We start from the raw sequence: 24,378 nt of genomic DNA, 5'->3' as shown, positions 1-24,378 counted from the left end.
GCGTCTGGGTTTCCGCGCTTACCAGAGGTCGGAGAGATGGCGCTGATGATGCGTATCGACGGATACGACGACGCTCATGCCGGCGCGGAGCACCAGATCGGCGGGGCCGCCGGTGATCTTCACGCGCATGGGAATGCGCTGCACCACCTTGACCCAGTTGCCGGAGGAGTTTTCCGCCGGCAGCAGCGAGAACTGGCTGCCCGAGGCAGGGGCGATGCTGTCGACGACGCCGGTCCATTTGGAGCCGGGATATGTATCGACCGTAATGGTCACGCCCTGGCCCGGCAGCACATGCGTCAGCTGGGTTTCCTTGAACTGTGCGGTGACCCAGACGTCATCGGTCGAGACGATGCCGAAGGCGGCGGAGGCAGCCGTGAGATACTGGCCGCGCTGCAGATTTTCGACATTGGTGACGATGCCGTTGAACGGCGCGCGCACGGTGGTGTGGTCAAGCTGACGCTGCGCCTCCGCGACATCGGCCTGGGCGCTCAGGTAATCGGGCAGTTGTTCCACCGGGGTTGTGATATCGCCGCCCAGCTTGGCGAGCTGCGTCTTTGCCTGCTCGCCCAGGGATTCCAGCCGCGACTGATCGGCCATCAGCTTGAAATGGGCGTCGTCATATTCGGCCCGCGTCACCCCGCCGCCATGGATAAGCGAGGCATAGCGTCCGAAATCGGCCTGATCCTGCGCGACCTGGGCCTTCGCTGTGTCCACATCCTTCAGCATGCGCTGATAGTCTTCTTTCTCGGCCGCCAGCTGTTCTGCCGTTTGCTCCAGCTTAGCCTTCGCGCCATCGAGCATGATCTGGAAATGATGCTCACCGAGATGGAACAGCACCTGGTTCGTCTTCACGGCCTCGCCCTCATGCACCAGCACGCGGGACACGAGGCCCGAAATGTCGGTCGTGGCATTCACTTCGGCGGCCTGCACATAGGCATCGTCGGTGGAGATGTAGCGTCCGCCGGTCAGCCAGACATAGCCGGTGCCGATGATCACCACAGCGATGCCGCCCAGCATCAGGATAGGGCGCAGGATGCTGCGTTTGCGCTTGGCCGGTGGCGTCGGGGTGGATTGCGCGGGCGGCTGCGCGCTGGGCTCGGCCTTTCTGGCCTCGCCGGCATCGGCCGTCGTGCGATCGCGGGAAGAAATCTGGTTCATGCTCAGACCGCCGCTTTAGTACTGTCGGTGATTGGCTGCGGGAAGCCGTCGGCCCCCTTCAGCGCGTGGGAGACGTTCACTTTGACCCGCGCCAGTCCGGCTTGCAGCCTGTCATGGGTTGCATCATCAATGCCCTGGCCGATCATCGTGACGATTTCACGACGCCGTTCGGCGAGTTCCGCCAGCACGGGCTCGGCCGCCGGCAGAAGCTGCAGGCGCCAAACGCGGCGGTCCTGCTCATCGGGCACGCGTTCCACAAGGCCATGGCTTTCCAGGCGGTCCACTAGGCGGCCGACGGTAATCGGCTCCACCGCCATCATCTGGGCCAGGTCCTTTTGCGACAGGCCCGGATTTTGGGCGAGTTTGATGAGCAGAACCCATTGCGCCTTGGACATGCCGCGCGTGCGCGCGATGCGATCGGCATAGACGCCGATCAGCCGTGCCGTATCGCCAATGAGGAAGAGAAGGTCTTCTTCCTGAGGGTAATTGACCATCCCGGGAGATTATAACACCCGTTATCATATCAATAGATACGATTGCCTTATGGGCGTTCTTGCGTTTCAGTTATGAATGACAGCCGGAAGACACTCGCTATGGGGGGGAGGGGCATGCGGCTCCGGGGCTTGCCTCCGCCGGGCGTCGATGATGTCTCTGGATGAAAGCAGTGGAGTGAAGCCTCATGAGTGACGGTCGGCTAGTCATCGGCTCGCGCCGGTATTCGTCCTGGTCTCTGCGCGGCTGGCTGCCGGTGGCGGCGGCAGGGCTCGATGTGCACGAGGTCGTCATCCCCCTCAGCGGCGGCCATACGGAAGCCGTGAAGGCGCAATCGCCGAGCGGTCTGGTGCCCTATCTGGAACATAACGGCGCGCGCATCTGGGAAAGCCTTGCGATTATCGAATATTGCGCCGAGTTCGATCAGACGCTGTGGCCCAAAAAGCGCCGGGCGCGGGCTTTGGCGCGGTCGATCGCGGCTGAGATGCATGCGGGCTTCCGCGCGCTCCGCCAGGCGATGCCGATGAATCTCGGCCGGGACGACTATGCCGGCCTTGGCCAGACCGAATTCGCGCTCGAGGATATCGCCCGCATCGAGCATATCTGGGCGGACGCGAAGGGCGAGTTCGGGGAGGACGGTCCCTTTCTCTTCGGTGAGCGGTTCACCGGCGCGGATATCATGTTCGCGCCGATCGTCGCCCGGTTCCTGACCTATCAGCCGCCGCTCAAGACGCTCAGCCAGGACTACTGCCAGGCGGTACGTCAGCATCCTCTGGTCGATGCCTGGTATCAGGCGGCGGCCGAGGAGCCGGTCGAGTGGCAGATCGAGAAATACGAAACCCTGCGCTAGCGCGCATTGATCAGCACGACGCCGACCAGGATGAGGGCGATGCCCAGCCATTGCCGGCGGGCAAGCCTCTCTTTCAGGAGCAGAAAGCCCATGATGGCGGTGATCGTGCTGCAGAGCGAACTCAGCACCGCGACGATCGCGAGCTGGCCGGTGGCAAGGCCCAGCGCCAGGCACAGATAGGCCAGGGCCGTCAGCGTGCCATAGCCGAAGGTATAGGGCATCAGCCGTGCGGGCGGCGGCGTCAGGTTGTGCCGCCGCAGGGTCGCGACCGTGGCCGCCAGGAGCAGGGATGACAGGGTGCCGACCCAAAGCGGCGCCACCGGTCCCAGATGGGGCATCACGTAATGCCCTTGCAGCCACAGCGTGGTGCCATAGCCGAAGGCCGCGAGGATCGCCCAGCCGACGCCCGCGCCACGGTTGTGCGTCTCAAGTGTGCGCGCGCCGCGGCGCATGGCGGTGATGGCGATGCCGAGCACGGTGAGCGCAATGCCGATGGCGGCGGGCAAAGACAGGTGCTCGCCGGTCGCGACCGCCAGCACGGTTGAGACCGCGCCATAGCTCGCGACCACGGGCACCACGAGCGACAGGGCGCCTGCGATGAGACCGCGCACCATGGCATAGCCCGACAGCGTGGTGCCGGCCGCGGCAATCACGGCGAGCAGCCAATAGGCATGCGGGGCGGACAGCGCCGGATGCCGGAAGGCAGGGCTGAATATCAGGCAGCCGGTGAAGATCAGGCAGCCGGGGATCTGGCCATAGAAGGTCGAGCGCCAGGGACCGAGCCCGCGCGCCGAGAACCGCGCCAGAAAATCGGCGACACCCCAGAGAATCGCAGCGAGTAGCCCGAACGTAATCGCCATGGCGCCTGCTACCGGCCGGCGGTGAGGCTGTCATCAGCCCAGGCGTGCAGAGCGGACGCGCGCCGCCCCCTTTCTCTCTGGGCGAAGTCATGCTCTAGCGACAAAGCATCCAAAGAGAGCTGCGCGATTGATCATCCAGGCGATAGAGACGGCCGCCGGCGGCAATCCCAGATATCTGCCGGCACGATGCCTTGTCATCCTGGCGGTCGCGATCGCGATGGTGGGCAGCAGCGCGCCGTCGCCGATCTATGGGCTCTACCAGCAGCATATGCATTTCGACCATGCCATGCTGACGGCGATCTACGGCGCCTATTCGCTCGGCACCGTCGCCACGCTCTTTGTGCTGGGCCAGCTGTCCGATCGCATTCCCGACCGCCGCCTGCTGCTGACCGCGGCCCTGGCCTGCTCGGCGCTGGGCGGCCTGCTGATGGCAATGGCGCATTCCGTGCCGGCGCTGCTCATCGGCCGGTTCTTTGCCGGCATGGGCACGGGCTGCATCATGGGGCCGGCGACCGCCGCCCTGGTTGAACTCGATCCCATGCGGGACCGCGTGCGCGCGGCGGTGCTGGCGACGGTCGCCGTCACGGGGGGCATTACCAGCGGCATCGTCATTACCGCCGCGGCGCTGGAGGCCAATGTCGCCCCGACGCTGGTGCCGTTCGCGGTGATCATGATCGGCGCCAGCCTGGCGATCCTGCTGCTGCGCATCGTGCCCTGGGCGCCGCGCGATGTCGTGCCCGCGACCGCCCATCGGGAGACGCGGGCAAAGCCCTCTCTCAGCCTCATGATCCGCGAGGCGGGTCCCGGCTTCTGGCTGTCCTGCGCCGGCATGGCGACGGCCTGGATGGTGGGCGGCTGCTTCCTGGCGCTGGGCGCGATCTTCGCCCGCCAGCTGGCCGGCATCCACAACCCGGCCGTGGCCGGATTGACGATCGCGGTGTTCCAGATCGTCGCCGGCTGTGTTCAGCTCGGCAGCCGCAATGTGGCGCCGCGCCGCCTCGTCCTGGCCGGTCTGGGCCTGATGATCGCGGGTTTGCTGCTGGCCCTGCTGGCGGCCGCCTTCAGCGTGGCGGCGCTGTTCGCCATCGGCGCGCTGCTGACGGGCGGGGGCTACGGCGCGGCCTTCTCAGCCGCGGCGGCGATCGGCAACCGCAGCGCGCCGGCGCAGGGACGCGCCACCATCGTCTCCTTCACCTATATCGCGGGCTATCTCGGCAATCTCATCCCCGTCATCACGCTGGGCCTGATCGCCGATCACTGCGGCCTCTTCGCCGCCATGGCGACGCTCGCCGCGGCGGCCACGCTGTTCGGACTGCTGCTGTCGCTGTTCGTCCGGCGGTTCGCGTAAGGCAAACCTGTTAGGTGATTGAAAAGCCAGAGAGTTGACAGCTGTCAACTCTCTGACTTTAGTCAGATATCCACGTCAGGCGGCGGCCGCCAGATCCGCATGCACCGCGAAGGGCGCTTCGGTCTTGCTGCGCACGTCCTCCACCGTCACGCCGGGGGCGAGATCGACCAGCGTCAGGCCCGGACGGCCTGACGCGGCCCGGCCGACATCGAAGACGCAGAGATCGGTCACGATGAGATCGACCACGCCCTTGCCGGTCAGCGGCAGGGTGCATTCGCGCAGAATCTTCGGCTCGCCCTTGGCGGTATGCTCCATCAGCACGACGACGCGCTTGACCCCGGCGACGAGGTCCATCGCACCACCCATGCCCTTGACCATCTTGCCCGGCACCATCCAATTGGCGAGGTCTCCGTTCTCGGCCACCTGCAAGGCGCCCAGGATGGACAGGTTGATATGTCCACCACGGATCATGGCGAAGCTTTCGGCGCTGTCGAAGAAACTTGTCGTCGGCAGTTCCGTCACCGTCTGCTTGCCGGCATTGATGAGATCGGCATCCTCCTCGCCCTCATACGGGAAAGGCCCCATGCCGAGCATGCCGTTTTCGCTGTGCAGAACGATGTTCATCCCTGGGGGAATGAAATTCGCCACCAGCGTCGGGATGCCGATGCCGAGGTTGACATAGAAACCGTCCTGCAATTCGCGGGCGGCGCGGGCCGCCATCTCATCACGTGTCCAGGCCATGGTCTTGCCTCCTCAGGCGGCGCGCTTGCGGGTGGTACGCTGCTCGATCCGCTTGTCCACCTGATCGAGCTTGACGATGCGCTGCACATAGATGCCGGGGGTGATGATATGGTCAGGGTCGAAGGCGCCCGGCTGATGCAGTTCCTCGACCTCGGCGACCGTGACCTTCGCGGCCGTCGCCATCATCGGGTTAAAGTTGCGCGCCGTCTTGCGGTAGACGAGGTTGCCCTCGGTATCGCCTTTCCAGGCATGGATGACGGCGAGATCGCCGACGATGCCGCGTTCCATGACATAGTGATTTCCGTCGAATTCCCGTGTCTCCTTGCCCTCGGCCACCGCCGTGCCGTAGCCGGTGCGGGTGAAGAAAGCCGGAATGCCGGCGCCGCCGGCGCGGATACGCTCGGCCAGCGTGCCCTGCGGGTTGAACTCAATCTCCAGCTCGCCGGCCAGATATTGCTGCATGAAGAGCTTGTTCTCACCCACATAGGACGAGACCATTTTCTTCACCTGCCTGGTCTCCAGCAGCACGCCCAAGCCCACGCCGTCGATGCCGGCATTGTTGGAGACGATGGTGAGGCCGGTGACGCCGGCTTCGCGGATGGCCGCGATCAGCGCGCTGGGGATGCCGCAAAGGCCGAAACCGCCCGAGAGGATGAGCATGTCATTCTTGAGGAGGCCCGCCAGGGCCTCGGTCGCGGTCGCATGGACCTTGGACACCGCCATCAGCCAACTCCCTCCATCTGGCCCCGCCTTTCCGGCGGGTAGTGTCTCAGGAGGTAGACCATCACCGCGATCGAGGGAAGCGTGGCGAGGGCGGTCATGACATAGAAGCCGTGCCAGCCAAGGCTTGGCACCACGAAGCCGGACAGCCCGCCCACCGTGCGCGACGCCAGCGCCGCGATGGAGGACAGCAGCGCATATTGGGTTGCGGTATGCGCGAGCGAGCAGAGCGACGACAGGTAGGTGAGGAACGCGGCATCGGCCAGCCCCTCGGCAAAGGATTCCACCACCGCCGTCGCTGTCAGCATGTGATGGCTGCCGGCGGAATAGGACAGCAGCACATACATGAACATGCAGAGCGTCTGAAAACAGCCAGTGATGAGCAAGGCGCGGCCGGTGCCGAGGCGCGCCACCAGCCAGCCGCCCATCAGGGCGCCGATGAGAACGGCGGCGAGTGAAATCGGGCCATTGGCGACGGCGACCTGCACCCGGTCGAAGCCCAAATGCCGGTAGAAGGGCACCAGCATGGTGCCGGCCAAAGCCTCACCCAGGCGGAACAGCACGATGAACAGCAGGATCACGACCGCGCCGCGCCGTTGGATGAAGTCCTGCAGCGGCTCGATCACCGAGCGCACGAAGCGCTGGGCGAAGGAAACGCGGTCCGTCAGCCTATGGGCGACGGTGGCGTCCGGCGTCGGCTCCCGCGCCAGCAGCGTCACCACAGGTCCGATCAGCGTCAGCGCGGCCATCACCGCGAAGACGCCATGCCAGCCGAGATGGCCGACCAGGGCGATGGCACCGGAGCCCGAGACCAGCATGGCCGCGCGATAGCCCCAGACATAGAAGGCGAGCGCCGTGCCTTGCGTCGCCTGCGGGAAGGTCTCGATACGCCAGGCATCGATGATGGTGTCCTGGCTCGCCGAGCAGAAGGCGAGGAGTGCGGCAAACAGAATGAGCAGCGCCGGGGCGGTGGGGTTGCCCAGGACCATGAGCAGGCAGGAAAGCGTGAGGAGCGGCTGCACCGCCATCAGCCAGCCGCGGCGGCGGCCGAGGCCACGCAGGAGGCCGGGCGCGCCGTTGTCGAAGACCGGAGACCACAGGAATTTCAGGGAATAGGCGAGGCCGATTTCGTTGGTGAGGCCGATCAGCTTGAGGCTGACATTACCCTCGGACAGCCAGTAGCGCAGCGTGAAGCCCGACAGCAGCAGCGGCAGGCCGGAGGCAAAGCCGAAGCCCAGCATGAGCCAGATGCGCCGGTCCGCCAGCATGGCGGAGAAGGGCGGGCGGGTGGAGGTTTCGAGACTCGCGGATTCGCTCATGCGGGCAGGGTGTCACGCCAGGGGGCGTTTCGGGAAGCTGGGTTCGAGGCGTGGAGAGTCTCGGTGTGAATGTCGGCTATCGACCCATCCGAGACATTGCGTGGCGCGCCGGCTATGTCTGGTATTCGCCGGAACTGGACTGTCCGCTTCTAGACGAAAGATATACCGAAGCGGATGTTCCTTCGTATCACCTATGGGTGGTTCCATGGTTCTGGAAGGCGGGCTTCCGACGTGCGATGGAGAAAATCAATTGACGGGGAGCATCCTTGAACCAGGACGACATGATTGCCGCTCGCCCGCGCAGCCCGATCCGAGTCTGTCTCCTTGGTGCCACAGGCACCATCGGTCGCGCGACGCTGGCCACGCTGATGCGGCGCGGGCATGACGTCGTATGCTTTGCCCGCAGCTGCCCGGGCGGCGCGCTAGCCGTCGGTGGCGCCGAGATCCGTCTTGTTGATGTGCGCAATCCGGTCAGCATCGCACGCGACGGGTTTCGCGGCGAACGGTTCGACGCCGTGGTGTCCTGCATGGCCTCGCGCACCGGCACGCCCCGGGACGCGTGGGCCATCGATCATCAGGCACATGTCAATGTGCTCGCGGCGGCGAGCCGCCTAGGCGTCGGCCACTTCGTTCTTCTCTCGGCGATCTGCGTGCAGAAACCCTTGCTCGGGTTTCAGCACGCCAAGCTAGCGTTCGAGACGGCACTGATCGAGTCCGGTCTGATGTTCTCGATCGTCCGGCCGACCGCCTTCTTCAAGTCGCTGTCCGGGCAGGTCGAGCGGGTCAAACGTGGTAAATCGTTTCTCGTCTTCGGGGACGGTGCGCTGACGGCCTGCAAGCCGATTAGCGATGACGATCTGGCCGATTACCTTGCCGACTGCCTGGAGGACGATCGCCGCTGGAATCGTGTGCTGCCGATCGGCGGCCCCGGCGAGGCGATCACGCCGCGCCAGCAGGGCGAGGCCCTATTTGCCTTGCTGGGCCGCAAGCCCCGCTTCCGCCGTGTGCCGTTGGCGTTCCTCGACAGCGTCATCGGCACGCTGAGCGCCGCCGCCCGCTTCGCGCCGGCTCTCTCGGAGAAGGCCGAACTGGCACGCATCGGCCGCTACTACGCCACGGAATCGATGCTGGTGCTGAACCGCGAGACGGGACGCTACGACGCTGCCGCCACGCCCTCGGCCGGGACAGAGACCCTGTTCGAATTCTACAAGAAGCTCGTGGATGGCGACGCAACTGCGGAGCGGGGGGACCATGCCGTGTTCTGACCAGGGCAGCGCCGCACGCCACGCCACACTGTTATCGAGAACGACCCGCAATAATTGATCGTGACTGGCACTTCCTGTGGGTGAAGATGTCCGATCCCGTGTGAGCGGCGAACGCGCCGGCGGCAACAGGGATACGCTCACCACAAAGGCGGCGCTCGCAGGAAAACCGTCACTGTCGAGAATGGCCGCGAGCGGACTGGCTGTTTCCGGGCGCCACGGTCAAACAGCGGACATTGCGCCTAGGTCGTTGAAGGAGGGGTCGCCGCACAATTTGTCCAAAATTGCACGCCAAGCGGAAATGTTAGTCATATCAGTGGTCTGCCTCACGTTCGATTGCGGAACAAATCGTCGAAAACGGCAAAATCAGGCGACTTTCCCTTCAAATCGCTGTTTCAAAATGCATCCAAAAGACAGCGGAATTTCGACTAAGCCATTAACGTGTGATTGTGGACAAATTGTCCGCCGACCCCGACGTCGCCAGAATGCAGCGCGCCCTGCGAGGGGCCAGCCCCTCGCGCTCCTCGGGATATTTGTTCCAAGATGATGATGGTTGGGGTACATTCAGGACACGGTGCAGCCAGGGATGGCGATGACCGTCCAAGGTGATGGGCCTACCGCAGCGATGCGGATGGCCTTTCTTTGACGTAGGCAGGGATGGATGAAGCTTAAAAGTTATCGCGTGCGCGAATTTCGCAGCATATGGGACTCCGGTCCCATCTCTACTGACGACGTTACCTGCCTTGTCGGCAAGAATGAAGCTGGAAAGACTGGCCTTCTAAAGGCGCTCTATCGGCTCAATCCTCTCATTGAAGAAGATTCAAAGTTTGACGTAATAGATGATTATCCACGGAAGGAAGTGGGTGACTACCGTTACGATATCGAAAACAGAAAGCGCCAACCTGCGACCGTGATTGAGGCAACCTTCGAATTGAGCGACAGCGACGTGCAGGCGGTCGAAGTCGTGTTCGGCAAAAAGGCTTTAACCAGCCGGCGACTCCAGTTGACCAAGGATTATGAAAACAAGCGGTGCTACACACTAGATTTTGACGAAGCTGCCGCGCGACTTTTCTTAGCCGAAAACTACAACCTCCTTGATAGCCTCCGAGATGAGCTTCGCGTTCAGGATAGTTGGCCGAAGTTTAATTCCGTCCTTTCAAAGGCTGAGGCATCTAGCGAAGTCAATAAGCTACGAGAGCTTTTAGCGAAATTTGGCGACCATGATGCGTCTTGGCATTCCTATAATGTGATCCTCACAAAATCGCTTCCAAAATTTCTATATTTTGACGAATACTATCAACTTGCCGGACATGAAAACATACCTGCACTGATTCAGCGTAGGGATAGCAACACCCTTCAACCAAGCGATCATCCTTTGCTGGGTTTAATAAATCTGGCTCGATTGAAACTTCCCGATCTATTGAATACTCAACGTACTGTTGAGCTAACAAACACTCTCGAGGGTGCGGGAAATCACCTCTCGCGCCAAATTTTGCGTTATTGGTCGCAGAATAAGCATCTTCAAATGAAGTTTGATGTGCGAGAGGCAAAACCTGAAGACCCCGTTCATATGCGATCCGGTGTGAACATATGGGGCAAGGTATATGACTCAGTGCATTGGGCGACAACAGAACTAGCGTCTCGATCGCGCGGCTTTGTCTGGTTTTTCTCGTTTTTGGCCTGGTATGAAGACGTAAAGCGGCAGGGAAATAATGTCGTTCTGCTTCTCGATGAACCAGCTCTTTCGTTGCACGGAAAAGCACAGGCAGACCTTCTGCGGTATATTGAAGAAGAACTCAAACCACACCATCAGGTGATATACACGACCCATTCGCCATTTATGGTCGATCATAACCATTTCGAACGGGTCCGTATTGTCCAAGATAAAAGCATCGATGCCACCGAGCCGTTATCCAAAGACGATGATGGCACCAAAGTTCTAACCGATGTGTTCGACGCATCGGAAGATAGCCTGTTCCCGCTTCAGGGTGCGTTGGGTTATGAAATCCATCAGACACTCTTTGTTGGCCCGAACTGCCTTGTGGTCGAAGGCCCGGAAGACATGCTTTTTATCCGGACCATGAGCAGCGTCCTAGAACGGGAAGGGGGCGTCGGACTCAGTCCCAAGTGGACGATCACGCCGGTAGGAGGCAGCGGGAAAGTGCCTACCTTCGTCGCTCTGCTAGCACCACAAAAGGGATTGAAGATCGCCACTCTCCTGGATGTTCAGACGAGTGATAAGCAATCGATCGAAGGACTATATAAGAAGAGGCTTTTAAAGAAGGCCAACGTCCTTACTTATGCGGATTTCACCGGCACCGCTGAGGCAGACGTCGCAGACATGTTCGATCGAGATTTCTATCTTGGTCTTGTTAACTCCGAATATGCTGATGTGCTTGAGAAGCCTTTGCAGGTCAGCGATCTCAATGCACACCTCCCCCGGATTTTAAGAGCCATAGAGGCTGTCCTGAAAGAGCATCCACTCAAGCGCGGAAGCTTTGGACATTTCCGACCAGCCCGGTATTTCACGGAGAACATAGACGCGCTTACGCCAGCTCTTTCTCAAAATACGAAGCAGCGTTTCGGGCAGGCTTTCGCACAGCTCAATGCGCTGCTTACCTAAATCACTCTCTACAGACGTGAAATCGTCTACCCACTGACGGCGTAGCTGCGCCCGATCTCAGCGAGCGTTTCCTCGCCGCGATCGCGCCGAGCAAGCGCTTCCTTCTGCTGGTGGGGTGTGAGCTTTGGCTTGCGGCCCAGCTCTACGCCACGCGCCACAGCACGCGCCCTGCCTTCACCCGTGCGCGTGCGGATCAGCTCGCGCTCGAACTCTGCCAAGCCGCCGAGGACAGTGAGCATCAGGCGGCCGCCGCGCGCGGTCGTTGTATCGGCCCATGTGTCATGCAGCGACCTGAAGCCGGCTTTCCTGCCAGCGATCGAAGCGAGAGTGTTGAGCAAGTCGCGGGTCGAGCGCGCTAGCCGATCGAGCCTGGTCACCATCAGCACGTCGCCGGCTTCGAGCTGCTCGAGCACGCAACGCAACTGCGCGCGGTCGGTCTTTGCACCCTAGGCCACTTCGCGGAACACCTTGCCCGCTCCGACGGCCGTCAACTCGGCAACCTGCGCCGTCACGCTCTGACCGTCCGTTGAAACCCGTGCAAGGCCATAAATCATGCAGATATTCTGCAAATACATTATGCGCAAGAAAAGCGTAATCCGAACAGCACACTAGGTTCTGTGCATATATCTTCCATTTCGCACCATGCTCAATGTCCGATTTCGGGCTCGGCCCGGCGGCCCTAGAATGACCATCTTGGGCGCTAAGCAGACATGGATGCGATTGCCCTCAAGGACCGCCCTCCACCCATATCGAAAACTCAAACTGAGGCACACCTGGACGTGCTGTTTGGCTCTTCCCGGCATCCGCGCATGCGCTTGCGGATCACCCCGTTCAGGTGCCGGGAGGAGGAGATGCCCGCTTGCGCGGGCATGACGAATGCGGCGGGCGGGACGTGCGATGCCCGGACGGGTCGATCCCCGGGATAAACCCGGGGATGATGGTGACAGGGTGTCGACGGGCATGATGCGTTGACTGGGAAACTCAGCTTTTCCAGCCGCCGCCGAGCGCCTTGTAGAGGGTCACGAGATTCTGCTGCTCGGACAGCTGTAGGCTGATCAACGTCAGCTTGGCGCTGAACAGGTTCTGCTCCGCCACCAGCACGCTGAGATAGGTATCCACCCCCGCCTTGAACCGCATGCTGGAGAGATCAAAATATTTCTGATCCGCGGCGACAAGCTGCGTCTCCGCGGCGATCTGATCGGTATAGGTTGCCCGCGCAGCCAAAGCGTCCGCCACGTCATGGAACGCCTGCTGGATAGTTTTCTGGTAGTTCGCGATTTCGATCCTTTTCTCGACCTTCGCGCTATCAAGGCTTGCGAAATTCGATCCGGCATCGAAGATCGGCACGCTGATCTGTGGCTCGAACAGCCAGCTCGCCTGGCCCGCACCGAACAGGTGGTTCAAGCTGGCACTGGCCGTGCCGCCATTGGCGGTCAGGCTGATGGAGGGGAAGAAGGCGGCCCGCGCCGCGCCGACGCTGGCATTGGCCGAGAGCAGCGTGTGTTCGGCCGCCCGGATATCGGGACGGCGCGTGATGAGGTCAGACGGCAGTCCGGCCGAGAGGGGCGGGAAGGCGGGCTCCGCCGTGAGGAAGTTCACTGCCTCCATGCGCTGCACGATATCGCCTGGGATCGGCGCGCCGACCAGCAGAACAAGCTCGTCCATGTCCTGGGCGACGGCCCGCTGATACTGGGCCACACTCGCCTGCGCCTGGCGCAGGGTTGTTTCGGCCTCCGCCACCGACAGCGCCGTTGTGGTGCCATTGGTGAGTTCCAGCTGTGTGAGCCGAACCGAATCGGCCTCGCTCCGTGCCGTGTCCTGTGCCACCGCCAGGCTTTGGCGGTCGGCCAGCCAGGTGAGATATTCGGAGACGACTTCGGCCACCAGCGTCAGCTGCGTGCTGGTGCGCGTTTCCGTATCGCTGAAGAAGGTTTCCCGCTGGGCCCGCGCCTTGCTGCGGATCTGCCCGAACAGGTCAAGCTCCCACGACACAGCGCTGGCGCCGAGACTGTATTCGCGCAGAGTCTGCGGTGAGCCCGGCGTGCCATAGACATCACCCGGCGTCACAGACTGCTCGTAACCCGCCGTTGCGTCGATCGTCGGGAACAGGCTTGCGCGATCAATGCCGTATTGCGCCTGGGCACTTTGCACGTTGAGCGCCGCGACCCGAAGATCGAGATTGTTGTCCAGCGCCAGGCGCACAAGGTCCTGGGCCACCGGGTCCTGCAGGAACTGCGACCAGCCGAGGTCGGCGGCCTTGGCCCCCGGCGTGCCCTTGGCCGAGGCGGCGGCGGGGCCGGCCGGCCAGTCCCCCGCCACGGAGGAGGACGGCCGGTGGTAATCCGGGATCAGGCTGCAGGCCGAGACGGACAGGAGCAGAAGGCTGCTCAAGGCTAAGCGACGCATGATCAAACCTCCTTCTGCGCGGGGCTAGGGTCCAGCGATGGCCGTGGCTTGACGCCGCAGATTTTGAGCACGACGACGAAGAAGACGGGCACGAAGAAGACGGCGAGGATCGTTGCCGTCAGCATGCCGCCGACGACCGCCGTGCCGATGGCCTGGCGGCTGGACGCGCCCGCACCCGCGGCGATGGCCAGGGGCACGCTGCCGCAGATGAAGGCGATCGACGTCATCAGGATGGGCCGCAGCCGCTCCCGCGCCGCTTCCAGGGCGGCTTCGCGCAAGGACTTGCCCTCGTCGTAGAAGGCCTTGGCGAATTCCACGATCAGAATGGCGTTCTTCACGGCAAGACCGACCGTGGTGAGCATGCCGACCTGGAAATAGACGTCATTGTCCATGTTGCGCAGGAAGGCCGCGAGGATGGTGCCGATCAGGCCGAGCGGCACGACCAGCATGACCGCGAAGGGCACCGGCCAGCTTTCGTAAAGGGCGGCAAGGCAGAGCAGCACGACCAGGGCCGAGATGGCGTACAGTTCGCCGGTATTCGAGCCTGACGCGGTTTCCTCATAGGACAGGCCGGTCCATTCGTAGCCCACGCCCGGCGGCAGCTTGCCGATGAGCTTGACCATCTCAGCCATCGCCTCACCCGAGCTGACGCCCGGTGCCGGCTGACCTTGAATCTCGAAGGAGGTCAGGCCGTTATAAAGCTCGACCTTCTGCGGGCCGGTGACCCAATGCCCGGTCATGAAGGCGCTGAAGGGCACCATGTCACCGGAACTGGTCCGCACATACCAGCGGCCGAGATCGGAGGGCTGCATGCGGGCGCCAGCCTCACCCTGTACGTAGACGTCCTTCACGCGGCCGTTGCGCATGAACTGGTCGACATAGTCGGACGCGAGCGCGCCCTGGATGGCGGTGTTGATATCGCTGATCGACAGGCCATAGGCGGAGGCCTTCTCCTGATCGATATCCAGCTTGAACTGCGGCGCATCGTTGAGGCCGTTGGGATAGACCGCCATCAGCTTGGGATCGCTCGCGGCCATGCCGAGCAGCATGTTGCGCGCCTGGAGCAATGCGTCATGACCGATATTGGCGGTGTCTTCCAGCTCCAGATCGAAGCCCGTTACATTGCCCAGTTCCATGACGGCGGGCGGCTGCAGAATGAAGACCTGTCCGTTCGGATTGCCCCAGAAATGGCCCATGATGCGGCCGGCAATGGCGGCGGGCGTTTGATCGGGCCGCGTGCGGTCAGACCAGTCCTTGAGAGAGACGGCGATGAAGCCCGCATTCTGCGCCTGGCCGGCGAAGTTGAAGCCGGCGACCGTGAAGACGCCCTTCACATTGGCCGCCTCATTCTTGAGCGTCCAGTCCACGACCTGCCGGTTGAGGTCTTCGGTCTGCTCCGCGGTGGCGCCCGCCGGCAGGGACACCTGGCCCATCAGCAGTGCCTGATCTTCCTGCGGCAGAAACCCGATCGGGAGGTGCAAGTACAGCCAGCCGGCGGCGACCACGATGCCGGCGAAGCCGAGCATGGTGATGAAGGAGCCGCTGATGAGCCCGCCCACGCCACGGCCATAGCCGCGCCGCATTTTCTCGAAGCCACGGTTGAAGATCGCACTCGGGCCGCGGCCCTTCATGGGATCATGTTTGCGCGGCTTGAGCAGCGTGGCGCAGAGCGCCGGCGTCAGGATCAAAGCCACCAGCACGGACAGAGCCATGGCCGAGATGATAGTGACGGAGAATTGCCGGTAGATGACGCCCGTTGACCCGCCGAAAAAGGCCATGGGCAGGAAGACGGCAGACAGAACGGTCGCGATGCCGACCAGCGCGCCGGAAATCTCCTGCATCGAGCGGATGGCCGCCTCTCGCGGCGACAGGCCATAATCCTGCATCAGCCGCTCGACATTCTCGACGACGACGATCGCGTCATCGACGAGCAGGCCGACCGCCAGAACCATGGCCAGCATGGTCAGCGTGTTGATCGAATAGCCGAGCGATCCCAGGATCGCGAAGGTGCCGAGCAGCACGATGGGCACGGCGATTGCCGGGATCAGCGTGGCGCGGATATTCTGCAGGAAGATGAGCATGACGACGACGACAAGGGCGATCGCCTCCGCCAGCGTCTTCACGACTTCTTCGATCGAAAGCGCGATGAAGGGCGCGCCGTCGATCGGATAGACCATTTCAAGACCGGGCGGATATTGCTGGCTCAACCGGCCGAGTTCGGCCTTCACAGCTTTTTCGACGCTGAGCTGATTGGCGCCCGGTGCGAGTTTCAGCGCAATACCGCTGGCCGGCATATTATTGTAGAGCGCGGCCGAGCTGTAGTCCTGCGCACCCAGTTCGACGGTCGCGACATCGCTGAGCAGAATATGGGACCCGTCCTGCTCGACCTTCAGCAGGATATTCTCGAATTGCTTGGGCGTCGTCATGCGGCTGGGGCCGACGATCAGGGCATCCAGACGCTGGCCTTTGACGGCTGGCAGGCCGCCGAGTTCGCCGGAAGAGACCTGCACGTTCTGCGCTTCGATGGCGCTGGTCACGTCGCCGATGGTGAGAGCGTATTTATAGAGCTTTTCGGGATTGACCCAGATACGCATCGCGTATTCGGAGCCGAAGAGCTGATAGTCGCCCACGCCCGGAATGCGGGTCAGCGGGTTCTCGATATTGGAGGCGATATAGTCGGAGACATCCTGTGCCGTCATGCTGCCATTGGTGGACACCAGGCCGACGATCAGCATGTAGTTCTTGGTCGATTTCTGGATCGTGATGCCCTGCTGGGTGACCTCGGACGGCAGGGTCGATTCCGCGAGCGAAACCTTGTTTTGGACCTGAACCTGGGCGATGTCCGGGTTGGTGCCCTGGCTGAAGGTGAGGTCGATTTCCATCGACCCATTGGCCTGGGCCGTCGCGGAAATATATTCGAGACCGTCAAGCCCGCTCATTTCCTGCAGGATCGGCCGCACCACGGTGTCGGCGACGGTCTCGGCCGACGCACCGGGATAGGTCACCGTGACCGAGATCTGGGGTGGGGCGATGGTCGGGAACTGCGAGATCGGCAGCTGCATCACCTCGAGCGCGCCGAGCAGCATGATGACGATGCCGATAACCCACGCGAAGATGGGCCGGTTGATAAAGAAACGGGACACTGTATGGACTCCCGGTCTGTCTTAAGACTTGTTGGCGGCAGGGATGGGCGTGACCGGGCCACCATCCTTGATGTTCAAGAAGCCGTTCGTGGCGATGCGCTCGCCTTGCTTCAGACCGCCGGTCACGACCCAGTTGCTGCCGATCGAGTCGCCCGTCTGGATAACGCGCAGATGCGCCTTGTTGTCGGACCCGATGACATAGACGGTCGGATCGCCATGCGTGTTGTGAGAGACCGCTGCCTGGGGAACCAGAATGCCGTTTTTGTTCACGCCCTCGACGAGTTCGGCGCGCACGAACATGCCGGGCAGCAGAAGGTGATCGGGGTTGGGGAAGATCGCGCGCACCAGCACGGTGCCGGTGGTTTCGCTGACCGTCACTTCCGAAAACTGCAGGCTGCCGGGCAGGGCATAGTCGCTGCCGTCGTCAAGCTTCAGCGTGACGCGCGCGGCGCTGTCGCTGGCGGTCTGCAACTGCCCCGCGGCCATTTCGCGCTTCAGGCGGAGGATGGTCGTCGCCGGCTCGTTGAGCACGACATAGATCGGGTCGAGCTGCGTCACGGTCGCCAGCGCGGTGGTCTGGTCGGCCGTGACCAGCGCGCCGGGCGTGACCGAGGACTGGCCGATATGACCGGAGATCGGAGAGGCGACCTTGGTGTAGTTCAGGTTGATCTGCGCGGATTCCAGATTGGCCTTGGCGATGAGAATATTGGCCTCGGCTTCCTTGGTTGAGGCCACGGCATCGTCGTAATCTTGGCTGCTCACCGCATTGGCGGCGGCCAGGGGCCGGTAGCGTGAGGATTTGGCGCGGGCGCTGACCAGGGCCGCCTGATCATAGGCGAGCGTCGCGCGATCGGAATCGTAGGTCGCCTGATAGGTGGAAGGGTCGATCTGGTAGAGCTGCTGGCCCTCCGTCACTTCGCTGCCTTCCGTAAACAGACGCTTGAGGATAACGCCGCTCACCTGCGGACGGACATCGGCGGTGAGCACCGCTGAGGTGCGCCCGGGCAATTCCGTGGTCGTGGTGACCGGCTGGGGTTCAACCGTGAGGACATTGACCGCCGGCGGCGGTCCGGCCGGCGGCGCACCCGCCGCGCCATGCTTGTCGCAGCTCGCGAGAGCCAGAGCGATCACCGCCAGACTGGCGGCAGACCCGAACCTCCGCGCGCGTGGCGAAGGGGAAGTAACGTAATTTAACATTCATCACCCTTAAGGCAAAATTTTTACCGAACCGTGCGCGCCAGCAGACGCAATTGACGATCGAGCCGATCTTCGATCGCCCCGCGGGTCATGCTGAGAAGCATAATTGGCTCGATCGAGCAGGAGAGACAGTCAAGAAATGTCTCAGCCAGGATATCCGCGTTATCGACTTTAAGCTCGCCCGCTTCGGCGCCTTCGCGGAGCAATAGAGCCAGCTCGTGGCGGAGCGTGCGATGGAGAAATTCACCGACGAATTTGTCCTGGCGCTTAAGGATCTCGAATTCGAGAATGTTTTGAAAGAATTGCGCGCCATGCAGATTGAAATTGGACTCGATGATATCCGTAAAATGACGATTGACCGCGCGGACCACATCTTCGAGCCGGTCCCAGGCGGGTTTGGGCGTTTTGGTCAAAGGTATGAGTTGCCGATGCAGCTCGCCCATGAATCGCTGGCCGACCGCTTCGATAATCGCATTCTTATTAGGAAAGAACTTATAGACATTGGCCGATGACATGCCGAGCCCACGGGCGATGTCGGCCACGGTGGTACGCATCGGGCCGAAGCGCGTGAACAGCTCCTTGGCCTTGTCCAGAATCAGCTCATAGGTTTCAGCGCGAGGAGCCATGGTCATCCTTTAGGTGACGAGTGATGTAATTCATCACCCCTCGGCGGTCAATTGTCCTCTGCGGTGATGACTGTGATGCAGTTTTGGGAAAATCGTCTTGTATAGTAGACGAACGTCTCTTAAAATCATCTGGAGACGATGATTCAGGAGATCCCATGCGCATCCGCACGGCCACCGAGGCCGATCTGCCCGGCATTCTCGCCATCTATAATGAGGTCGTCCGTACCTCGACCGCCGTCTATACGGAAGAGGAGGCGAGCCTCGATCAGCGCCGCGCATGGTTCCGTGACCGCCGCGCGCTCGGCTATCCCGTCCTGGTCGCGGAAGACGAGGCAGGGGACGTGGCCGGCTTTTCGAGCTTTGGCGATTTCCGTCCCTGGCCCGGCTTTCGCCTGACGGTGGAACATTCCGTCTATATCCGCACGGATTGCCGGGGGCGGGGTCTCGGTGCCGCGCTTATCACGCCGCTCTTCAGCGAGGCTACGGCGCTGGGCAAGCATGTCATGATCGGTGGGATCGATGCCGCCAATCCGGCCTCGCTGCGTCTGCATGACAAGCTCGGCTTCACTCGCGTCGGCCGCATGAATGAAGTCGGCACCAAATTCGGCCGCTGGCTCGATCTGGTCTTCATGCAGCGCATCCTGTCCGAGGGCGCGCCCTGATGAGCAGCGCGGAGACCGAGGCGGAAGCGCGGATCGCGCACCGCATCCGCTTCGAGCGTGACGCGCGGGGCTGGTCGCTCGCCGACCTTGCCGAAGCCTCTGGCGTTGCCAAGGCAACAATAAGCAAGATCGAACGTGCCGAGATGAGCCCGACGGCGGTCACGCTGCTGAAGCTTGCCACCGCCTTTGATCTCACCTTGGCCGGGCTACTGCTGCGCGCCGAAGGGGCGGGCGAGCGTGTTTCCCGTGCGGCCGATCAGCCGCTGTGGCAGGACCCTGAAAGCGGCTATCTGCGCCGGCAGATTTTCAGTCAGCCGGATTTTCCGCTGGAACTCGTGCGTGTCGAGATGCCGCCGCACGCGCGCGTCACCCTGCCGGCCGCATCGCACGTTCGGCTGCGGCAATTATTGATGGTGGAAACGGGTGCCCTGGTGCTGACGGAAGTGGGTGTGCAGCGGCACGAACTGGGGCCGGGCGATTGCCTCGCCTTCGGGCCGCCCACGGATGTCACCTTCGCCAATGAGCGCGATGAGGTTTGCGTCTATGTCGTCTTTCTGATGCGGAGCTAAAGCGATGGAGATAGTGACAATCCGGCCGCTTGCAGCATCAACTGATATCGTCGAAAGCCTGGCCGCTTTGCTGGTGGAAACCGTCGCCCATGGCGGGTCCGTCAGTTTCATGCACCCGCTCAGCCTTGAAAAGGCGGCCGCCTTCTGGGATGCCTCCCTCATGTCCGCCGCGCGGGGCGAACGAATCATTTTCGGCGCCTTCGCGCATGAAAGCCTGGTCGGCACCATTACGCTTGTCACGTCCTTGCCCGAAAACCAGCCGCACCGGGCGGAAATCGCCAAAATGATGGTGCGCGTGAGCCATCGCGGCCAGGGCATCGCCTCGGCCCTGCTGCGCGCGGCCGAGGCGGAGGCCCACGCCCTGGGCCGCACGCATCTCATGCTCGACACCGCAAGCGACGGAGGCGCGGCGCGGCTGTATGAGCGCCACGGCTTTGTCTTTGCCGGTGAGATCCCGGATTTCGCCCTGAAACCGCAGGGCGGCCTCACCGGCACGCGCCTGTATTGGAAACGGATCGGCTAGATCCTGTTTCAAACACAGTGCGTTTGTCAGAGAGCCACTTTGCCTATGTCCAGGCGGACGTCTGACCGACCGGACGCTGCGCTTCAGTCTTACGACGGAAACGGCACCATGCGGTGCAGATTTTCGTCCCAAAGTGCGAATGTCGGCGCTTTCAAGGCTTCGGCGATCGTCAAGGTCGTGACGGTCGCCATGCTGGGCTGGCACGCTTCATTGCAGTCGTGCAATCGATAGTTTGGGATGGATGGGCGCAAATGATGGACATGATGCACGCCGATATCCGCACTGAACCAACGCAGTACCCGCGGCAATTTCAGGTAAGAGGTGCCGTGCAACGCGGCGTTGGCCTGGGTCCAATCCTTTTTGGAAAACCATTGCGATTCCTCGAAGCGATGCTGCACCGAGAACAGCCAGATGCCGATGATTGACGCAATCAGCAATGGCGGCAGATGGACCAGAAGCACGGCTTTGACACCGAAAAAATACACCAGGGTGGCAAATATGAGCACCAGGCTAAGATTCAGTGCGTAAACACTGCGGCGCTCAGCCACAAAGGGCGCTGGCGTATCGAACGGCACGCGTTGCAGAAGCATAAAGACCAATGGCGGCTGCAGCAGATGAATCAGAGCTGGATGATGGCTAAACCGGTATAGCCGACGCTTAAACCGGCTCAACTCCTGATATTCGGCCAAGGTCAGGCAATCGGTATAGAAATCTGCCGGACATCCACGGCGATCCAAATTATTGTAAGTCACATGGTGTCGCGCATGTACCCGCCGCCACCAGGCAAAAGGCGTGAGCGTGACCAGGCTGCAGGCGCGACCGAGAATCCGATTGTGCAGGGCGCTGGCAAAAAAAGAGTTATGCCCGCAATCATGCTGAAAAATGAAAATACGCACCATCAGCCCGCTACAGGGAATTGCCAGTAACAGCGTTAGCCATATCGAAATCCTCAGCGACCCATACATGGCCGCAGTCAGCGCCAGATAGAGCCCAAAGGTCGAAAACACCTGCCACGCCGCGCGCGCCTGAAGCGACGACTGAAATGAGCGCAAGCGATCTTGCACAGCGGGATCAATCGGCGGGGCCATTGTCGTGGGACTATGAGACATCGGAAAATCCTTTTCATAGCCACGGATCGGAAGATCCTGCCATCCGCAAAGCGAGCTAATGAAACTCGATTTTGTCAGAGCATTGCGGCTGTCGCTGACCCGTCTGTATTAACAGCCCGCAGCATGTATCAGGCGCCGATAGTCTAGTTCTTTTCTGCGAGGGGGAGAACACACAATTGTCCGATCCTGCCGGTAGCTGCGTTTACTCAGCCTATGCGAGGGTGGTCAGTCCTGACGCTCCCATAAGGCATTCCGGCGCAGAGCCGGTTCCCCGAGCAGATCACGGCCTCAGCTGATGAAGGGACGATTGGGGCCATGGTCCCGGGGTGCCGCAGCCGGTCACCGACAATCCTGGTCTTCAACCGGGGCCGCGGCCGTTGGCCGAGGCCGCAAAAAAGGCCGCAGCGGTTGCCCGCTGCGGCCTTTTTTGTCAGCCGCCGAAATTACGCGGCGCTGGAATCGGAGGACCGGTCAGCGCGCTTGCGCGCATTGGGGTCCAGATGGCGCTTGCGGATACGGACGGCGGAGGGGGTCACCTCAACCAGCTCGTCATCCTCGACATAGGCAATCGCCTGTTCCAAGGACATGCGGCGCGGCGGGATCAGCAGCATCGCGTCATCCTTGCCGGCGGCGCGGATATTGGTCAGCTTCTTTTCCTTGATCACGTTCACGTCGAGATCGTTCTCGCGGCTATGCTCGCCGACGATCATGCCGGTGTAGACCTTGTCGCCCGGATTGACGAAGAGCGTGCCGCGCTCCTGCAGATACCAGAGCGAATACTGCACGGCCTCGCCATCGAGGTTGGAGATCAGGCTGCCATTGCGGCGGCCTTCGATCGGACCGGCCCAGGGGCCGTAACCCGCGAACATCCGGTTCATGATGCCCGATCCGCGCGTGTCGGTCAGGAATTCCGAGTGATAGCCGATCAGGCCACGGCTCGGCATGCGGAAGGTGAGGCGCACCTTGCCGCCACCCGAGGGACGCATGTCCTGCAGCTGGGCCTTGCGGCGGCTCAGCTTCTCAACGACGACGCCGGTATAGGGCTCGTCGACATCGGCCAGCACGTCTTCCATCGGCTCTTCGCGCTCGCCGGTCTCTTCATTGATGCGCGTCAGCACGCGGGGACGGCCGATGGTCAGCTCGAAACCTTCGCGGCGCATCGTCTCGATCAGCACGCCGAGCTGCAATTCGCCACGGCCGGCGACTTCAAACGCGTCGGTCTCATTGCTGATGGTGACCTTCAGCGCGACATTGCCCTGAATTTCATACATCAGACGGTCGCGGATCTGGCGCGAGGTGACCTTCTTGCCCTCGCGGCCGCCGAGCGGACCGTCATTGACGCGGAAGGTCATGGAGAGGGTCGGCGGATCGACCGGAATGGCCTGGATCGGCGTCGTCAGTTCCGGCGCGCCCAGCGTATCGGGAATGGTCGCTTCGGTGAGGCCGGCGATGGCGATGATGTCGCCCGCCTGGGCTTCTTCGACCGGAACGCGGTCAAGCCCGTTGAAGGACATCAGCTTGGTCAGGCGGCCGGTCTCGACCACCGTGCCGTCGGCGCGCAGCACCTTCAGCGGCATGTTGAGACGGGCGCGGCCTTGCTCGACGCGGCCGGTCAGCACGCGGCCGAGGAAGTTGTCGTAGTCGAGGATGGAGGCGAGCATCGCGAAGGGCGCATCGAGATCGACCTTCGGCGGCGGCACATGGCTGACGATGAGGTCGAACATCGGCGCCAGATCCTTGCGCGCGCCTTCAACCTCCAGATCGGCCCAGCCCTGACGGCCGGAGGCGAAGAGGGTGGGGAAGTCGAGCTGCGCGTCATTCGCATCGAGGGCTGCGAAAAGATCGAAAACTTCGTTATGGACTTCGTCCGGGCGGGCATCGCCACGGTCGATCTTATTGACGACGACGATCGGGCGGATGCCACGGGCCAGCGCCTTGCCGAGCACGAACTTGGTCTGCGGCAGCACGCCTTCGGCGGCATCGACCAGCAGAATGGCACCGTCCACCATGCTCAGGATGCGCTCAACCTCGCCGCCGAAATCGGCATGGCCCGGCGTATCGATGATGTTGAGACGGATGTCCTTCCAGATGACGCTCGTGCATTTGGCAAGAATCGTAATGCCGCGCTCGCGTTCGAGGTCGTTGCGGTCCAGCGCACGTTCGGCCACGTGCTGGTGCTCACGGAAGGCGCCGGACTGCTTCAGCAGCGCGTCAACGAGCGTGGTCTTCCCATGATCGACGTGGGCGATGATGGCGATATTACGAATGTCCATGACGTCTTCCGGTTCTGGACCCGGTAAGGAGCCCGATAGTGTCAGTAGTCTGAGGTCCGCCACATGCCTGATACGAAGGCGTGAGAGAGGAAGCGGCGTACGTTAAACGCCCCGCCGGTGACGGTTGACCGCCAGGGGCAGGGCGCTTTTGTTGCGGCGCACAGATAACCGAACTTGTGCGCGGAGGCGAGAATAAAGAGACGAGCCTGCCCGCGTGGGGCAGGCGGGCGCCATGCGGCCAGGGCGGCTCAGACTACCCGGCCTGCTCAAAAACCGAGGTCAGGCTTAGCGGAAGTGAACGTCGTCCGGCTCGGACTGGGCATCCAGCGCCAGGCTGACCAGGCGGTGAATAGCCTCCGAACGGTCGCCGATATCGTGCGCGGCCGACCAGCTGTCGATGGCGCGCGCCTCGTCGGCGGTCACGGTCAGGGACACGGCCTCGCCGTGATCGGCATTGCGGTGGTCGTCGGAATGGCGAGCCATGGGAAATGGTCTCC

General features: G+C 62.3%; 21 protein-coding genes. 7 read left to right on the top strand and 14 right to left on the bottom strand.

The annotated features are described in order from the left end of the window. Positions 1–18: 18 nt before the first annotated feature. Both AC3G7M_RS15170 and AC3G7M_RS15165 read right to left on the bottom strand, forming a co-directional pair. Positions 19–1,158 carry an HlyD family secretion protein gene (locus tag AC3G7M_RS15170; RefSeq protein WP_489212971.1) on the bottom strand — a complete coding sequence of 380 codons (1,140 nt, stop codon included), beginning with the start codon at positions 1,156–1,158 and terminating at the stop codon, positions 19–21. A gap of 2 nt (positions 1,159–1,160) precedes the next feature. Further along, the gene (locus tag AC3G7M_RS15165) at positions 1,161–1,652 is read right to left on the bottom strand and encodes a MarR family winged helix-turn-helix transcriptional regulator (RefSeq protein ID WP_489212970.1); all 492 of its coding nucleotides are present in this window, start codon (positions 1,650–1,652) and stop codon (positions 1,161–1,163) included. 185 nt (positions 1,653–1,837) lie between these two features. On the opposite strand from AC3G7M_RS15165, the gene AC3G7M_RS15160 reads away from it, so the two are divergent. Continuing rightward, the gene (locus AC3G7M_RS15160; protein ID WP_489212969.1) at positions 1,838–2,500 is read left to right on the top strand and encodes a glutathione S-transferase; all 663 of its coding nucleotides are present in this window, start codon (positions 1,838–1,840) and stop codon (positions 2,498–2,500) included. Here the strand turns inward: AC3G7M_RS15160 and AC3G7M_RS15155 are convergent. Next, positions 2,497–3,360: a DMT family transporter gene (locus AC3G7M_RS15155; protein ID WP_489212968.1), complete on the bottom strand. Its 864-nt coding sequence runs from the start codon at positions 3,358–3,360 to the stop codon at positions 2,497–2,499. The two genes, AC3G7M_RS15160 and AC3G7M_RS15155, sit on opposite strands and share 4 nt — an antisense overlap. Before the next feature lie 127 nt (positions 3,361–3,487). Here AC3G7M_RS15155 and AC3G7M_RS15150 point away from each other — a divergent pair, with 127 nt between their 5' ends. Next, complete coding sequence (locus AC3G7M_RS15150; protein ID WP_489212967.1) at positions 3,488–4,708, top strand: MFS transporter; 1,221 nt, start codon at positions 3,488–3,490, stop codon at positions 4,706–4,708. Positions 4,709–4,783: 75 nt separating this feature from the next. Here the strand turns inward: AC3G7M_RS15150 and AC3G7M_RS15145 are convergent, their stop codons facing one another. Genes AC3G7M_RS15145 through AC3G7M_RS15135 form a run of 3 tightly spaced genes read right to left on the bottom strand, consistent with a single transcriptional unit; the run spans position 4,784 to position 7,488 of the window. After that, positions 4,784–5,449 carry a CoA transferase subunit B gene (locus tag AC3G7M_RS15145; protein ID WP_489212966.1) on the bottom strand — a complete coding sequence of 222 codons (666 nt, stop codon included), beginning with the start codon at positions 5,447–5,449 and terminating at the stop codon, positions 4,784–4,786. 12 nt (positions 5,450–5,461) lie between these two features. Then, entirely contained in the window at positions 5,462–6,172 is a 711-nt protein-coding gene (locus AC3G7M_RS15140; protein ID WP_489212965.1) for a CoA transferase subunit A, read from the bottom strand. Continuing rightward, the gene (locus AC3G7M_RS15135; RefSeq protein ID WP_489212964.1) at positions 6,172–7,488 is read right to left on the bottom strand and encodes an AmpG family muropeptide MFS transporter; all 1,317 of its coding nucleotides are present in this window, start codon (positions 7,486–7,488) and stop codon (positions 6,172–6,174) included. Before AC3G7M_RS15135 ends, AC3G7M_RS15140 begins: the two co-directional genes overlap by 1 nt. Positions 7,489–7,754: 266 nt before the next feature. On the opposite strand from AC3G7M_RS15135, the gene AC3G7M_RS15130 reads away from it, so the two are divergent. Both AC3G7M_RS15130 and AC3G7M_RS15125 read left to right on the top strand, forming a co-directional pair. After that, on the top strand, positions 7,755–8,753 hold the full coding sequence (locus tag AC3G7M_RS15130) for an NAD(P)H-binding protein (RefSeq protein WP_489212963.1): 999 nt from the start codon (positions 7,755–7,757) through the stop codon (positions 8,751–8,753). A 658-nt stretch (positions 8,754–9,411) separates the two neighbouring features. Further along, positions 9,412–11,373: an AAA family ATPase gene (locus tag AC3G7M_RS15125; RefSeq protein ID WP_489212962.1), complete on the top strand. Its 1,962-nt coding sequence runs from the start codon at positions 9,412–9,414 to the stop codon at positions 11,371–11,373. A 26-nt stretch (positions 11,374–11,399) separates the two neighbouring features. On the opposite strand, the gene AC3G7M_RS15120 is transcribed toward AC3G7M_RS15125, so the two are convergent. The 5 genes from AC3G7M_RS15120 to AC3G7M_RS15100 all read right to left on the bottom strand — a co-directional run bounded on the left by AC3G7M_RS15120 (position 11,400) and on the right by AC3G7M_RS15100 (position 18,745). Continuing rightward, on the bottom strand, positions 11,400–11,786 hold the full coding sequence (locus AC3G7M_RS15120; RefSeq protein WP_489212961.1) for a recombinase family protein: 387 nt from the start codon (positions 11,784–11,786) through the stop codon (positions 11,400–11,402). 568 nt (positions 11,787–12,354) lie between these two features. Then, positions 12,355–13,779 carry an efflux transporter outer membrane subunit gene (locus AC3G7M_RS15115; RefSeq protein ID WP_489212960.1) on the bottom strand — a complete coding sequence of 475 codons (1,425 nt, stop codon included), beginning with the start codon at positions 13,777–13,779 and terminating at the stop codon, positions 12,355–12,357. A 2-nt stretch (positions 13,780–13,781) separates the two neighbouring features. Continuing rightward, positions 13,782–16,865, bottom strand: coding sequence for an efflux RND transporter permease subunit (locus AC3G7M_RS15110; protein ID WP_489216063.1), 3,084 nt, complete (start codon positions 16,863–16,865; stop codon positions 13,782–13,784). A 78-nt stretch (positions 16,866–16,943) separates the two neighbouring features. Then, complete coding sequence (locus AC3G7M_RS15105; RefSeq protein WP_489212959.1) at positions 16,944–18,053, bottom strand: efflux RND transporter periplasmic adaptor subunit; 1,110 nt, start codon at positions 18,051–18,053, stop codon at positions 16,944–16,946. Positions 18,054–18,142: 89 nt separating this feature from the next. Next, positions 18,143–18,745, bottom strand: a complete 603-nt coding sequence (locus tag AC3G7M_RS15100) for a TetR/AcrR family transcriptional regulator (protein ID WP_489212958.1) — start codon at positions 18,743–18,745, stop codon at positions 18,143–18,145. 155 nt (positions 18,746–18,900) lie between these two features. Here AC3G7M_RS15100 and AC3G7M_RS15095 point away from each other — a divergent pair, with 155 nt between their 5' ends. Genes AC3G7M_RS15095 through AC3G7M_RS15085 form a run of 3 tightly spaced genes read left to right on the top strand, consistent with a single transcriptional unit; the run spans position 18,901 to position 20,499 of the window. Continuing rightward, positions 18,901–19,407 (top strand): GNAT family N-acetyltransferase, encoded by a 507-nt coding sequence (locus AC3G7M_RS15095; protein ID WP_489212957.1) that lies wholly within the window; start codon positions 18,901–18,903, stop codon positions 19,405–19,407. Further along, positions 19,407–19,976: a helix-turn-helix domain-containing protein gene (locus tag AC3G7M_RS15090; RefSeq protein WP_489212956.1), complete on the top strand. Its 570-nt coding sequence runs from the start codon at positions 19,407–19,409 to the stop codon at positions 19,974–19,976. Before AC3G7M_RS15095 ends, AC3G7M_RS15090 begins: the two co-directional genes overlap by 1 nt. Before the next feature lie 4 nt (positions 19,977–19,980). Further along, the gene (locus AC3G7M_RS15085) at positions 19,981–20,499 is read left to right on the top strand and encodes a GNAT family N-acetyltransferase (RefSeq protein ID WP_489212955.1); all 519 of its coding nucleotides are present in this window, start codon (positions 19,981–19,983) and stop codon (positions 20,497–20,499) included. 89 nt (positions 20,500–20,588) lie between these two features. Here AC3G7M_RS15085 and AC3G7M_RS15080 read toward each other — a convergent pair whose 3' ends face one another. The 3 genes from AC3G7M_RS15080 to AC3G7M_RS15070 all read right to left on the bottom strand — a co-directional run bounded on the left by AC3G7M_RS15080 (position 20,589) and on the right by AC3G7M_RS15070 (position 24,364). Next, on the bottom strand, positions 20,589–21,608 hold the full coding sequence (locus tag AC3G7M_RS15080; RefSeq protein WP_489212954.1) for a fatty acid desaturase: 1,020 nt from the start codon (positions 21,606–21,608) through the stop codon (positions 20,589–20,591). A 443-nt stretch (positions 21,609–22,051) separates the two neighbouring features. Continuing rightward, positions 22,052–23,881, bottom strand: a complete 1,830-nt coding sequence (typA, locus tag AC3G7M_RS15075) for a translational GTPase TypA (RefSeq protein ID WP_489212953.1) — start codon at positions 23,879–23,881, stop codon at positions 22,052–22,054. Between the two features lie 285 nt (positions 23,882–24,166). Next, on the bottom strand, positions 24,167–24,364 hold the full coding sequence (locus AC3G7M_RS15070; protein ID WP_489212952.1) for a hypothetical protein: 198 nt from the start codon (positions 24,362–24,364) through the stop codon (positions 24,167–24,169). Positions 24,365–24,378: the final 14 nt, after the last annotated feature.

Source organism: Acidisoma sibiricum, from assembly GCF_057837225.1.
Note: the sequence above shows the minus strand (reverse complement) of the source record. Positions and strands in the feature narration are given on the sequence as shown.

Excerpts from the sequence above, each read along its gene's own strand:
- AC3G7M_RS15070 (WP_489212952.1), bottom strand. The coding sequence starts at position 24,364 with ATGGCTCGCCATTCCGACGACCACCGCAATGCCGATCACGGCGAGGCC.
- AC3G7M_RS15090 (WP_489212956.1), top strand. The coding sequence starts at position 19,407 with ATGAGCAGCGCGGAGACCGAGGCGGAAGCGCGGATCGCGCACCGCATC.
- AC3G7M_RS15170 (WP_489212971.1), bottom strand. The coding sequence starts at position 1,158 with ATGAACCAGATTTCTTCCCGCGATCGCACGACGGCCGATGCCGGCGAG.
- AC3G7M_RS15160 (WP_489212969.1), top strand. The coding sequence starts at position 1,838 with ATGAGTGACGGTCGGCTAGTCATCGGCTCGCGCCGGTATTCGTCCTGG.
- typA (WP_489212953.1), bottom strand. The coding sequence starts at position 23,881 with ATGGACATTCGTAATATCGCCATCATCGCCCACGTCGATCATGGGAAG.
- AC3G7M_RS15115 (WP_489212960.1), bottom strand. The coding sequence starts at position 13,779 with ATGCGTCGCTTAGCCTTGAGCAGCCTTCTGCTCCTGTCCGTCTCGGCC.
- AC3G7M_RS15100 (WP_489212958.1), bottom strand. The coding sequence starts at position 18,745 with ATGGCTCCTCGCGCTGAAACCTATGAGCTGATTCTGGACAAGGCCAAG.
- AC3G7M_RS15110 (WP_489216063.1), bottom strand. The coding sequence starts at position 16,865 with ATGCTGCTCGGCGCGCTCGAGGTGATGCAGCTGCCGATCTCGCAGTTC.
- AC3G7M_RS15165 (WP_489212970.1), bottom strand. The coding sequence starts at position 1,652 with ATGGTCAATTACCCTCAGGAAGAAGACCTTCTCTTCCTCATTGGCGAT.
- AC3G7M_RS15085 (WP_489212955.1), top strand. The coding sequence starts at position 19,981 with ATGGAGATAGTGACAATCCGGCCGCTTGCAGCATCAACTGATATCGTC.
- AC3G7M_RS15095 (WP_489212957.1), top strand. The coding sequence starts at position 18,901 with ATGCGCATCCGCACGGCCACCGAGGCCGATCTGCCCGGCATTCTCGCC.
- AC3G7M_RS15125 (WP_489212962.1), top strand. The coding sequence starts at position 9,412 with ATGAAGCTTAAAAGTTATCGCGTGCGCGAATTTCGCAGCATATGGGAC.
- AC3G7M_RS15140 (WP_489212965.1), bottom strand. The coding sequence starts at position 6,172 with ATGGCGGTGTCCAAGGTCCATGCGACCGCGACCGAGGCCCTGGCGGGC.
- AC3G7M_RS15135 (WP_489212964.1), bottom strand. The coding sequence starts at position 7,488 with ATGAGCGAATCCGCGAGTCTCGAAACCTCCACCCGCCCGCCCTTCTCC.
- AC3G7M_RS15155 (WP_489212968.1), bottom strand. The coding sequence starts at position 3,360 with ATGGCGATTACGTTCGGGCTACTCGCTGCGATTCTCTGGGGTGTCGCC.
- AC3G7M_RS15080 (WP_489212954.1), bottom strand. The coding sequence starts at position 21,608 with ATGTCTCATAGTCCCACGACAATGGCCCCGCCGATTGATCCCGCTGTG.
- AC3G7M_RS15145 (WP_489212966.1), bottom strand. The coding sequence starts at position 5,449 with ATGGCCTGGACACGTGATGAGATGGCGGCCCGCGCCGCCCGCGAATTG.